Annotated in this window: 7 protein-coding genes and 1 tRNA gene; all 8 read right to left on the bottom strand. The window is 44.6% G+C overall.

What is annotated here, in order from left to right; genetic code table 11:
• Positions 1–206: 206 nt before the first annotated feature.
• Positions 207–587 carry a response regulator gene (locus tag QUA16_RS10580; protein ID WP_333105518.1) on the bottom strand — a complete coding sequence of 127 codons (381 nt, stop codon included), beginning with the start codon at positions 585–587 and terminating at the stop codon, positions 207–209.
• A 57-nt stretch (positions 588–644) separates the two neighbouring features.
• Complete coding sequence (locus tag QUA16_RS10575; protein WP_333105519.1) at positions 645–4,079, bottom strand: PAS domain S-box protein; 3,435 nt, start codon at positions 4,077–4,079, stop codon at positions 645–647.
• A gap of 249 nt (positions 4,080–4,328) precedes the next feature.
• Positions 4,329–6,233 carry a response regulator gene (locus QUA16_RS10570; RefSeq protein WP_333105520.1) on the bottom strand — a complete coding sequence of 635 codons (1,905 nt, stop codon included), beginning with the start codon at positions 6,231–6,233 and terminating at the stop codon, positions 4,329–4,331.
• Positions 6,234–6,963: 730 nt separating this feature from the next.
• Positions 6,964–10,299 (bottom strand): protein DpdE, encoded by a 3,336-nt coding sequence (gene dpdE / locus QUA16_RS10565; protein ID WP_333181125.1) that lies wholly within the window; start codon positions 10,297–10,299, stop codon positions 6,964–6,966.
• Between the two features lie 457 nt (positions 10,300–10,756).
• Positions 10,757–11,413 carry a glutathione S-transferase gene (locus QUA16_RS10560; protein ID WP_333105523.1) on the bottom strand — a complete coding sequence of 219 codons (657 nt, stop codon included), beginning with the start codon at positions 11,411–11,413 and terminating at the stop codon, positions 10,757–10,759.
• A 372-nt stretch (positions 11,414–11,785) separates the two neighbouring features.
• Positions 11,786–12,733 carry an oxygen-dependent tRNA uridine(34) hydroxylase TrhO gene (trhO, locus tag QUA16_RS10555; RefSeq protein WP_333105524.1) on the bottom strand — a complete coding sequence of 316 codons (948 nt, stop codon included), beginning with the start codon at positions 12,731–12,733 and terminating at the stop codon, positions 11,786–11,788.
• A gap of 54 nt (positions 12,734–12,787) precedes the next feature.
• Positions 12,788–12,859 (bottom strand) — tRNA-Gly (locus QUA16_RS10550).
• An 81-nt stretch (positions 12,860–12,940) separates the two neighbouring features.
• Positions 12,941–13,282 carry a HEAT repeat domain-containing protein gene (locus QUA16_RS10545; protein ID WP_333105525.1) on the bottom strand — a complete coding sequence of 114 codons (342 nt, stop codon included), beginning with the start codon at positions 13,280–13,282 and terminating at the stop codon, positions 12,941–12,943.
• Positions 13,283–13,428 lie beyond the last annotated feature (146 nt).

The raw sequence follows: 13,428 nt of genomic DNA, 5'->3' as shown, positions 1-13,428 counted from the left end.
TAAAGATTCCGTTATTGTTACAAAAATTGACAAAAATGGTGAAAGTCAATCGATTTTCGATTTTCGATTTTCGATTAAAGAATTGAAGCTTTCACCCCACGGATAAATTCGGGGGACAAGTTTCATCGGATACAGTTTTTTTATTTCTGGGGTCTGAGTCTGCTTTCGGAATGAATCACGTGGCGGGTATCCTGGATGCTTGATTGTCAATCATCCCATCCCAAAATCTCTGCTACTTCTTCCGTCAGCGTGATGGGTTGGATTGGTTTGGCAATTACCCCAGCTACCGCCATCTGGGCAAATTTAGCCCGATCGCTGGGCAAAACTTTCGCTGTCAGCAGAATCACTGGAATCGATCGGGTAATCGGATCGGACTTGAGGGTCTCGTACACGGCAAACCCATCCATTCCCGGCATAGATACATCTAGCAAAATAGCGTTGGGTTGTTTTATTTGCAGTATTTGTAAACATTCCTCTCCCGATCCTGCCCCCACTGTTTTCCATCCGCCTAAATCTTCTAAGCAGGCTTGCACAAGTTCCCGTAGGTGTTCTTCATCGTCAACAACTAGAATTTGTCTCTCTGTCATGGGATTTTGGATGGGAGATTTTGGGTTTGGGGTGGATGCTACAGATTAATCTAAGCGTTATTCACTGGTGGGTAAGGGTAGGGTGAAGCAAAATGTGCTGCCTTCACCTAAGATACTTTCCGCCCAGATTTTGCCACCATGCTGCTCAACTATACTGCGACAGATTGGTAAACCTAAACCGGTGCCTCCTTTTTCACGGGAGTCGGAGGCATCGACTTGCTGAAATCGACCAAAAATGAGTTCTAGTTTATCGGCAGGAATGCCTCGCCCGCGATCGCTAACTTGGAACAGCACAAAGTCTGTCTGGTTTTGGGCACTCAGATGAATTGTGGAATCGGCAGGTGAGAATTTAATCGCATTACTGAGCAAATTTGTTAAGGTTTGGACGATCGCATCTCCTGTGGCCCAGACTTCTGCATCCGTGGGGGTAACGATTAATGAGATCTGCTGTTGAATAGCGATCGCCTGAGTGCTATCTACTGCTTGCTGCATCAAATCGGCAGCTTTGCAAACGGTTTTCGCCACAATTGCCCGCCCGGAGTCTAGGCGCTCCAAATCTAAAATATCATTAACCAGGTTCACTAATCGATTGGTATCGAGGAGGGCAATTTCAATCATGCGTCTACATTTTTCTGGCTTGTTATCATAAACCCCACTTTTTATTAGTCCTAATGACATTTGAATTCCTGTCAAAGGAGTGCGAAGTTCATGGCTGACAATGCCAATGAACTCATCTTTAATGTGTTCGATCCTTTGTCGTTCGGTAATATCTTCCCCAATGCCGATCATTCCAATGAGGTTGCCCTCTGAATCTTGCAGAATGGTATTGTTCCACGCAATGAACCGTTCTTCACCAGATTTGGTCAAGATGTGATTTTGATAATAGGGATGATAGTTATGGGTGAAAAGTTCCGAAACAACAACTTTAATTGATTGTATAATAGAACTGGGTAAGAAGTTTTCACACCAATTTTTCCCGACAACTTCTGGGTGAGTATATCCTGTGATTTTTAAGAAAAAAGGATTAACGTAATTGACATTTCCCCCTATATCAATTCCGACAACAATCAACTGCACGTTATCCAAGAGCGATCGCCAGCGTCGTTCGGCTTCTCGGATCGTGGCTTCGGCTTGCTTACGTTCTTGCAGTTCTAGCTGAAGTTGTCGGTAGAGTTTGGATTGCTGAATGGCGATCGACAATTGGCTGGCAATCTGTTCAAGTAATTGTATTTCCCATGATTGCCATTGACGAGGTGCATTATTTTGGTATATAGCTAACAAACCCCAGAGATTTTCTCTCACAAATATCGGGAAAACTGCATAACTTTGGGCTTGAAATTGTTCCACTAGCTCGATATGACATGGTTGAAGTTCAGCGTTGTAAATATTATTAACAACAAACTTTTCATGATTGCGGAATCGACCGCCCTGAGTTTCTTGCAGATAGGTATCTGCACAAGTTTTTTGAACATCGCTTCCTATCAGTTTTACCCAATCCTCACCAACTGACTCCACGACAAAATCACCACTCCAATCAGGATTAAAGCGGTAAATGGCAGCGCGATCCGTTTGTAATGTCTGCCTGATTTCAGTAACAGCAGTATTTAGAACGGCAGTCAGATCCAAAGATTGGCGAATCCCTTGAGTAATCCTCCATAGCAAATTTTCCTTTCGGGATTTCTGTAGTAAGGCGGCAGCCGCCTCTTGTCGAAGTTCTTCGAGGTGCTTCGCTACTGTGATATCTTGATGAACTGCCACCAGAACCTCGCCATAGTCGGAATGATTGAATACACAGCAAGTGGCACTACACCAAAATGGAGTCCCATCTTTCTTGACATTATGAACTTCATAGCTAAATTCACCCCTTTGTAAAACGGCAGACCGAATGGCTCGATTTGCATCTTCAGGACTCACCGATGCGCTGCCATAGTTGAGAATCGAAACGTGCTGACCGTTGAGTTCGCAAAAGTCATAGCCAAACATCTGCTCAAATTTAGGATTGGCATAGACAATTACCCCATTGTCGGTTCTTACTAAGCAAATTCCTTCCGCCATATTACGGGTAATAACAGCCTGAAGTTCCAGCATTTGTTCGGCTTGTTTAAGCTTAGTCAGATCGCGCAGACTAACGATTACCCCTACAATCTTTTCGCAGGCATCACGTAAAGGAATATAAGTAACGCTCAAAAATTGCCGGACTAAATTGGGAGAATCAAACCAGTTTTCATGCTGAATTTTTTCTCCAGCCAAACATCTATCTAACCGAGGTTTTATCATGTTATCGAACACGTCTGCATCCAGGATATTTCTAACAGAACTTCCGATAACTTCGCTTTCAGATTTGTTGCACCAAGTTAAATAAGCTGGATTGACTATTTGATAAATATAGTTGCGATCCATCAACACAATCCCATCTGTTGTATTGAAGACGATGCGTTCATATTGGCGGAATGCTTCTTCAGTACGTTTGCGCTCGGTGATATCAAATACGATAGAACGACTCATCATGAAGTTACCTGCTTCATCATAAATTGCTGTAGCATTTAGGTTAATCCAAAGGGGTTCTCCATTTTTATTCAATATCTGAAACTCTAAATTATCGAGCCAGCCTTGTTTTTTCAATAAGGGAAAGTTTTGATAAAAAATATTTTTACTTTCAATTGTCATTAAATCAACATATTTCATTTGGTGCACAATTTCCTCGCGGGTATAGCCTAACCACTTCAGTTCCGTATCATTAATCATAATTATTGTTCCTGCTGCATCTAGGGAATGATAGCCACAGGGAGCATTATTATACAGGTCTTCAGCTTGAGTGATATATTGTTGGCAGCTATCGTTGACTTCAGTGAGTTCTGCTGTCCGTTCTATGCCTCGTTGATCGAGTTCATTATGGAGGTGTTGTAGGGAAATTCCTGCTTGTTGGCGCTCCCTCAGTTCCGTTTGTACTTGAGGAAATAAATCAGCTTGCTGAATGGCAATTCCAGCTTGAGTTGCTAGCTGTCGCATGAGTTCAATTTCTGAGGGTTGCCATTCGCGAGGGGCTGCACAGTGATGGGCAATCAATAATCCCCAAAGTTCTTCTCCCTTAAGGATAGGAATAACCAGGTTAGCTCTAACTTGAAAAGTTGCCAGGAAGTCCCGGTGACAAGTATCAATTGGGGCAGTATAAATATCAGATTTAGAGGTAAATAAGCCTTGTTTGAAGGGTTCGATATAGCTTTCACCCACGCAAGGATCGTGAATCTGAGTGGATAAGATTGCTGTCCATTCTGAACCAACGGACTCTACCAACACCTTTCCGCTCCAGTCTGGAGCAAATTGGAAGATAATTACCCGATCGCATTGCAGAATGTTTCTGAGTTCCGTTACCGTAGTGTTGAGAATATCTTCTAGATTGACGGATTCGGAGAGAGAAAGTGCGGTTTTAGCAAGGATTTGTTGTTGCTGTTGTTGCAATTCCCCATAATTCTCATCAGTATGATCTATCATTAATCTACTTAATTAATTAATTAATTAATTACATTTTTTAGATTGAGGCCGAAACCGGGTTTTTAGCCAGGGCTGTTTCATTCTTTGTAGGGGCAATCCCCCCGTGGTTGCCCCAATCCCTGAAACGCCTGCCAATCGTGGATGGGGAGGGTAGGCACGGGGAGTAGGGGTAGCACTACCCCTACAAAACCCTGGTTTCGGTGAGAATGAAACAGCCCTGGGTTTTTAGCCCTTGTGCGTAAGTTTTATTTAAGTATTCCCAGGCTTAAGTAAAGGACGACTGCGCTTGATTCGGCTGAGTACCCGCGTGACTAATTCAGGCCCTAGTACCGGCTTGGTAATAAAATCATCGGCTCCCGCTGCAAAGGCTTGTTGCAGAGATTCTGGATCGGTATGGGCTGTCACCACCAAAATCGGTAAATTTTCCCATTGGATATCCTGTCGGACGACCTGACACAATTCTAAGCCACTGACGATCGGCATTTCTAGATCCAGCACTACTAAATCGGGCTCAATGGTAATTAACACCTCCCAAAATTGCTGTGGTTCTTGGAGATTTGTCACCTCAAGTCCCCAAGGAGTCAGTAACGCTGATAATTTAACCAGCATCACAGGGTCATCATCTACGATTAAGACTTTGGCTTCTGAAGTTTTGGGACTGGGTAGAACACGGGCGATGGCTCGAAAAATTTGCTCGGTGGTTGCAGGTTTGTGGAGAAATTGCTTAGCACCTAAGCGCGATACTGCCAAGCGATCGGCAAGACTATCTCGTCCGGTAAAGACAATTATAGGAAGAGTAGGCGATCGCTCGGTGAGTTCTCGCAGTAGCGTCAATCCATCTTCCTCTGTCTGTGCAAAGCTTAAATCTAGTAACATCACATCGGGCATTGACAAAGCAAGACGCGATCGGGCCGCAGTAATATTCGGCGCAATTTTCATCCGCAATCCCCAAGCTGCGGATTCTACTTTCAATCGCTCCGTTAATGCAGCATCATCATCAACTACCAAAACCCGATAGTTGAAAGTTGAAATAGTAGAAACTGGTACAGCCGTTGATGTAATCGGTGTTTTGGCTAATTCCTGCTGTAATCCTGTCACCAATTCCGAGAAGCGGGTAATTTCCTCAGCAGTCAAAGAGCGATATTTTATTAGCAAATGCTCGGCCGAGCGTGCCAATTTCGAGCCTTCGGGATAACCAAAAGATCCCAGAGATCCAGCCAATTTATGAGCTTCATGTTTTGCCGATTGCTGTAATTCTGTTTCTAACTTTCCTGCTAATAGAGCAGTTTTTGCCTGCTCCAATACAGCAATTTGTTGGGTGAAGCATCCCCGAAACCGCTCTAAAACTTGGTCGGTATCGGAGTTCTCAACCCCGCCAGATTGATGTTTTTGGGTACTCTTTCTGAGCAACTTGTTGACGTTAAAAGACGCAGATTGCGGGTACGGTTTCAGTCGATAGCCCATGCCATAAACTGTTTCGATGATTTCTTCAGTTAAGCCGCCGGCCTTCAATTTCTTTCTGACATCCTTAATATGAGTGATAATGGCGCGATCGGTTGGTGCGTCATCAAATCCCCACAGACGATCCAAAATCGCATTGCGGCTAAAGATGCGATCGGGATTTCGCAGGAATAATTCCAGCAGATTATATTCCGTCGCTGTCAGTGAAATTATTTGTTCGCCAAATCTCACTCTACCAGAATCTAAATCTAAACAAAGATCTCCCCAAGTCAATGTATTAGCGGCTGAATTCGGAGTAGAACCTCCTGGGGAAAGTGCTTTACTGCGTCGCAATAAAGTTCGTATCCTGGCCAGTAATACTTCCGTAGCACAAGGCTTGCTGATGTAATCATCGGCGCCCGCATCGAAAAGAGCCACCACCTCCGCATCTGAATCCTTTGCCGTCATTAACAGGATCGGTTTGTGGTAGCCTTGCGATCGCAGTTGCCGACATAGACTAATTCCATCTAGTTTGGGAAACTGCACGTCTAACAAAATCAGGTCATACTCAATTTCTGCTGCCAAGTCTAGGCCCACTTGTCCATCATTTGCCCGATCGAACCCGTAATGATTTGCTTCCAACACCTTGGCCAGTGTTGCACTCAGCCATCCATCGTCCTCTACTAGCAGAATTTTGATCTGAGACTTCTTCATTTTGGCTGTGTGGTTTAATTTCCATGCGATCGACGCGCTTTGATGTCAGGCCGAAGCGTGGCTTGTAACTAAATCACTGCTACTCATTACTACTGCTTTTATCTTACCATTTTTGCAGTCCCATAACCTAAAAATTGCTGTCACTTCCGCAGTTTAGATAAAACGGATCGCCCTTTTATCAGAGAATTGGGTTGAAAACCCCGTCCTTATAGGACGGCTTTTGCCATTGTTAAGTAAAGTAACAAATCCATTGCCACAAATGAATATGGTAGAATAAACACATCAGACAAGATTTAAAAACCTACCCCTGGACTGGGGGAAAGTCTACGCCCAAAACATTTTTGAGGAGATATGACTACGCACTCAACGGTGCAAACGTAGTCAGCCTGGGAACCCACGCTTGCGCGGGATATTTTGACAGAAATGTCTTAAGAATCCCCGTACCTTGAGGTCGGGGAGTGTCAACCCTATCCGTCCATCGTGGCACGGGCGTCTCGCCTGTGCTTCCGAATCGGGTCAAGCGATTTTAGATTTTAGATTTTAGATTTTAGATTGACTTGCGCGAGATAAATGCGGGGGCTTGAGGATTTTCGATTTTCGATTTTCGATTGATTCCACGGATAAATCACGTGGCGGGTACCACCTTTGAAATTCTTGGTCAAAAAGAGCGTGAAGCGAAGCTATCGGGAAGGGGATCGCCCCAAAAAGAGCGATCGCCCTCCCAAACAAATTATCCTTCATCCTCCGACTTTACAGGAGGACGCCCAGAAATCACAATGAATCCCACAGACTCAAGAGTCATGTGCGGGCGGCGAATCCCAGCTAAAACCGCTTCACTCAACAAACTTTCCGTACTGATTTCCTCAGCCAAAACCGATTCTAAAAGTTGTTCGGATTTAGAAAGTCGATTCAACCGCAATTGCAATTGATTCACCCGGTTTTCTAGTTGGATAGCAGCAGTAACAGCAGATTGCTCGCACATTTCCACAAAAGCCGATCGCCCGCGCAGCAATTCCTCCGATACCACCCGTCCCTTTTGACAAAAATCATCCCATTCTAGCGGATCTACAAAACTGTCAATCAGCGACGTGCGATTTTTCGACAAATTATAATCCCGATTCGGCCCGCCTTTCCCCTTATAATCCCGCTGCAAAATCGCCAGAATTTCCGCATCTTCCACCAGAGACATCGGCTCGCTGCGAGCATCTACAAACACCGTTTCAAAAATTGGGAGAAACAGAGCATCAGCGCGGCGCTGCAAAGCTTTTAAGTTGTAATTTTCGATGTTTTGTGCTTGCAAAACTTGCTCAGCAGGCTGCACATCAGTCTGGATTGAATAATTAAACTGAAAGCCGAACCACTCCTTCCCGGGCTCCGCATCCCAACTTTCATCATGCCGCCACATGGCAAAAGCTTGACCGCGATCGTCCCAGCGAATATAAGAGCCAAGTGCATCGATCAATCCCTCACCAATGCGGTAAAGAGCAACATCCGCATTCTGATAAGCAATACGGCGATTGTAACTACCATATTGCTGGCAATAAGGAACCAATCTGGTCATCAAATCCTTCGAGGGAATTAACGTTTTTTGAGTAGGTTTATAGCGCATCAACCCCGATACACTCGGATGTTCAATTTGTTTGAAGTGGAGAGCTTGACACAACCAACCTTCAGTAGCCCGCTGCATTTCTTTATGCTTAGCATCGCAGTTGTCGAGAGATTCAAAATACTGAGATGCACTGTCATCAAGAGTATCAATTTCATCGAGAACGTACTGTTCATCAATTTTGATTTTCTCTTGTTCGATTTCAGTTTTAATCGCTTCAATTTCGCTGGATAAGCCCTTGCCTCCCTCAGCAAACAACTTTTCTTCAAGTTTGAGAAGTTTTTCCTCAGCATAAAACTGAAGGCTGGCAATAGATTTGTTGAAGATATCAAACCCATCTTTTAAAACTTGAAACCAAGCTTCGTGGGGACTCTCTGGCAAATCCGGGCCTGCAAACAAACAAAATTGCACTCCCATTTTGCTGCCAATGCGATCGACTCTGCCGAGTCTTTGTTCTAACTGGTTGGGAAACCACGGCAAATCGAAGTGAACTAACCAATCTGTCAATTGCAGATTTACCCCTGCTTCAGCAGATCGATCGCACACTAAGATAAAACAATGGGGTTCAGTCTTAAACCGCTTGAGACTAGCCTCAACATCATCAGCCGATTTGCTCGTGTCATGGCTGGCGATCGCATTTTTACCAAAGATTTTAGCTAAATTTTCCGCAATCTCTTGACAAGTTGCAGTAAAACTGGTAAAAATCACAACTTTCGGGAAACGCTCGCCCGGAATCGGTCGTTTAATTTGCTGTTGAATTCTCGACAGCAAATCGCGAGGTTTGCTGTGATACTCGCGCGGAACCTTCAAAGCAACTGCGAGAAATCGGAGAATCGCGATTCGTAACAAACTCAGTCGATCGAGTCCTTCCTGGGGCTTTTCCAGGGTATTAAGCAAGGTTTCCAGCATTTCCCTTTCTTCGGGAAACAGCTCCGTTTTGGTCAAAATTGCCGTGTCATTTTGTCCAAATTCGCGATCGAGTTCTGGAGTCGATTTTTTCTGCAAACGAGCTTTGACAACCCGTTCTAAAACATTCAGCCAAGTACCAGAAGCGCGGAAAAACAGCAGAAAAATTCTCTGATATTCGCTCGACTTGGGAGCGACTGTGCGCCATTTATCGAGTACCGTTTGAATTTCCGACCACTGTTCATCATTCAGATCGTACTCGGTTTTGGGGACAGCATCTCGCTCGAAAATCACATCTTCAACCGCATCTCGGCGGTTGCGAAGGATGCGACGATGGAGGCGGTAGGTATCGCTAACATGAGTGCGAATAGTTCGGACAAGCCGAGCCTGTTCTGCGGTTTCTTTAGTTTTCAAACAACTTTCTAACTCGGTTGCTAATCCGATTAAATAATCATCTTTGGCAAAAATAGTGCGGAGTTGAGCGAGTTTTGTTTGCAAAACTGCAGGCTTGGCATTTTCTCGGAAATCCAGCAAAGCGCGACCGATTTCTTGACGGTTTTGCACCTGTTCTTTGAAGCTTTCCAGGTCATCAAGACGGTAAGTTGTGGGATCTAGCAAATGTAGCATCGTTAGAAAATCTTGCTCGTGACCGATAACTGGCGTTGCAGATAATAACAATACATTTTTACTTTTTTGAGCTAGTTTCTGACAGAGTTCAAAGGACTGCTGCTGAGCGCGATCGCTCGAATTTGCCATTGCCGCCACATCATGCGCTTCATCAACAATCAGAAAATCCAGGTTAGCGTTGCGGCTAATTTGATTGATTTCGCTAACAGCAACAAGCTGCACTCGGTCAGCAAAATGAGACAAATAGAATTTATTTTCCAACTCCTGCCGCCACTGTTCGAGCAAGTATTTCGGAACCAGTACCACAGCGCGTCCGTTGGGTTCATCTAGCAGGAATTGGCGGAGAATTGTCCCGGCTTCTACTGTTTTTCCGAGACCTGGTTCGTCGGCCAATAAATAGCGCACGATTGGGTCTTCTAGGACGCGCCGCACGACTTCAACTTGGTGCGGATAGAGGTCTATGTTAGCAGAAATTAAACCGGTCATGCCCCGGCTGACGGCCCGCTGTTCGATCGCAGATTGAACGAATGCCAATCGGCGATCGTGAAAATACGGCGTTTCTTGGCCTTTGACTGCTAAAATGTCGATCGGATCGGCGATCGGGATATTGCAGCGAACGTACAGTTCGGTTTCGACAGCTTGCAAACTTTGGCTGTCGGGGAGGTCAATTTCGTATTCTAATTTATCTTCATCCCAGTCGTAAACTCGCCCGATAATCCATCTTTCCTGAGTTGTACTCCAGAGGTAGCAGCGGGTTTGGCGCTGAAGTCTAGCTTCTTGCAGTAGACTTAAGGGCACGGTTTTGCGGATGCGATTTTTAACTGAGCAAAAATATTCAACTACCGCCTCGATACGCGATACCTCGACAACTTTTCCGACTCCCAAATCGTTTCTGGGCGATCGAACTAACGAACCAACATCAATCATAATTTCAGCCTGACAATACTTACTAGAATACAGTAAATCCTTTTCCGTTAAAAATTTTAGCAAAATGCGATTTTTGCCGCCGTCACTTTTCTAGTCAAATGACAGTCAATCGATTTTAGATTTTAGATTTTAGATTTTAGATTTGAAGCATTGACACCACGGATAAATACGTTCGGCAAGTTTCATCGGATACACGTTTTTGATTTCTCCGTCTTGAGTCTCCGAAGGAATGAATCACGTGGCGGGTATCCTCGATGCTTTCGGTCAATCTGGCATTCGGAAAACAATAATTTTAGCATGGTAACTAACATTTTGGGCATTGAATAAATATGCTGACAGCGAATAAGTATAATAGGACTGACGCACCTACTACGATTTTCTGTTCGCAGAAAACGTAGTGAAACAATCTCAAACCCTTGATTCAACGCCCTTTAGTGCCTAAGTCCTGAATAACTAATTACGAGGAAGGAAAAATAACGCCTAGATTACCGGATTCCCATTTCGGATATTTCTGCATCACACTGCTATAAATTTCCGAGTCTGTGAACGCTGCTAACCAAGCTTGTAGTGGAGGCCAAGGCTGTTCGTTGAACCAAGCTAGATCCGTATGAGCAAATTGACGAACAAAAGGTGCGATCGCCATATCAGCCAATGCTACATTGTTACCAAACAAATATTTAGTGGCGCTTAACTGTGCATTGAGTTTTTCCAGGAATAAAGAACCTTCATACCGATGTACTTGGGCATCAACACCGGGATAACGATCGGGGTACTTATAACGGTCAAGATGATATTTAAACCTATCATCAAATAGAGCAATTAGTTCCAGCATTTCTGTAAGAGAACCTTGCTGTGGCATCAACCATTTTTCAGGATCATGTTGTCTCAATGCCCACAACATGATATCGATACTTTGATCTAGTACACGCCCGTCAACATCAATCAATATTGGTACTGTACCTTTGGGAGATACCTCCAACATCTCTTGTGGTTTGTCTCGCAAAACAACTTCCCGCAACTCACACACCCGATTGCTAACCATTAAGGCCAAGCGCGCGCGCATAGCATAGGGACAGCGGCGAAAGGAATAAAAAATCGGGTATGTTGCTGACATATTATATCAATTCCGGTTGCACCGGAATTATTGTTGACTGTTTACTGTTGACTGTTGACGGTTGACTGTTGACGGTTGACTGTTGACTGTTGACGGTTGACTGTTGACTGTTGACTGTTGACTGTTGACTGTTGACTGTTGGTCAAAGAAATGAAAATTGCGCGAATTATTTGTTGACCGCAGGATTAGACTTTACGCCCGACGATGAAGCGCGGATTTGATATCATTCCGGCCTACGCCGGAATTGATATAATTAGTCGATCGCACGATCGGGTTTTTCGGGTCAAAAACCCGGTTTCTTTCGATATTTCTCGTCGCCAAACAAGATTTTTCGTAGAAACCGGGTTTCTTTGAGCTTAGTGAATAATAATATTAGTCGCAGGCCTCATCTACTTTTTCCTTCGCATCGTAGCGCGCGCCTATATGTACTTGGTTGCGACGCTTAGCAAGCTCAATCTGACGTTGACGTTCAGATAAGGCTTGTTTTTTGGTTTCAGTTTTTGAGTCATGACAATGAGGACAACTCACACCAAGTACAAAGAATTCAGAAGCCTTATCTTCCTGACTAATCGGGTGACGACAACCGCGACAAAGTTCATAGTTACCCGGCTTTAAGTCCTGACCAACAGAAACCCGTTCATCAAAGACAAAACATTCACCTTCCCAACGACTTTCTGCTTCCGGTACCGTTTCCAAATATTTTAAAATTCCGCCTTCGAGATGATAGACTTCCTCAAAACCTTGACTACGCAAAAAAGCAGTAGATTTCTCGCAGCGAATACCACCCGTGCAAAACATTGCCACCTTGGGTTTATTGCGTAAAGCAGTTTCCCGCAGCACCCATTCAGGTAACTCGGAAAAGCTTTTTGTTTTGGGATTAATAGCGCCTTCAAAAGTCCCCAGAGATACCTCGAAGTCGTTACGCACATCAACCACGACAACATCGGGATCGTCAAGCAGCTTATTCCACTCATCAGGCTTAACATATTTGCCAGCCATAAGGCGGGGATTAATGTCCGGTACACCCATCGTGACTATTTCGCGCTTCAAGCGTATTTTCAGACGGTAAAAAGGTGCTTTTTCCGAGAAAGATTCCTTGTGTACCAGATCCGCAAAACGCTGGTCACTACGCAAGAAGGCCAGCACTGCGTGTACGCCCTCAGACGACCCGGCAATAGTGCCATTAATACCTTCTTGGGCCAGCAAGATAGTGCCTTTGACGTTGTTGTTGTTGCAACAATCGAGTAGCGGTGCTTTCAGGTCAGCAAAATCAGGTAGTTCAACGAACTTATATAAAGCAGCGGTTAAGAAATAAGCCATAGATTGAATTGATAGCACTAATGAATTTTCATAATTATATGAAAATTCAGTCAAAGCGGACGGTGGGACTCGAACCCACGACGTTCAGCATGGGAAGCTGACATTCTACCACTGAATTACGCCCGCGCTTAGTGTTTTCTAGTTGTTTTCACCTGCTTTCACCTTGGAGGCGCAGCGGTAAAAAACGACTAGAAAAACATTGTACAACTATTTTCTGATTTTGAGTATAGCATTTTGACAATCAATTTTGGGCGGTAGCCGATCGCAGAGCCGAGCCATCGTACAGCGACGGACGAGCAAATTGTCATCGCGACGAAAAGCTGCCACGAAATGAGCGATCGCCTCGCTTCCCAACATTGACAAAGAGTTAGCGGCTTCTGCAGGCACATTCCGATCGCGATCGAACTGCATCATTTTTAACAGCGCCGCCAAAGCTTCCGCAGTTTGACTGTGCCGCCATCCCATCGCCATGAACCGCACCATAAACTCCCCATCGTTCACTTTCCTCAGCAACATCGCTAGCGCCACCGCAGAATCGCCTTTTCTCACAGCCGTTACCCCCGGCAGCCTGTCTTGAGAATCCGAACTTTGCAGCGCTGCTGGGATTTCCCTAATTTCCCTCAGCCAACTAAAATATTTTTTTGTTACTTTTCTTTAAGATTTTAGCAAAAACTGCCGGTTTTTGGGAAAATAAA

The organism is Microcoleus sp. S13_C3, from assembly GCF_036700905.1.
Lineage (GTDB): Bacteria > Cyanobacteriota > Cyanobacteriia > Cyanobacteriales > Microcoleaceae > Microcoleus.
Note: the sequence above shows the minus strand (reverse complement) of the source record. Positions and strands in the feature narration are given on the sequence as shown.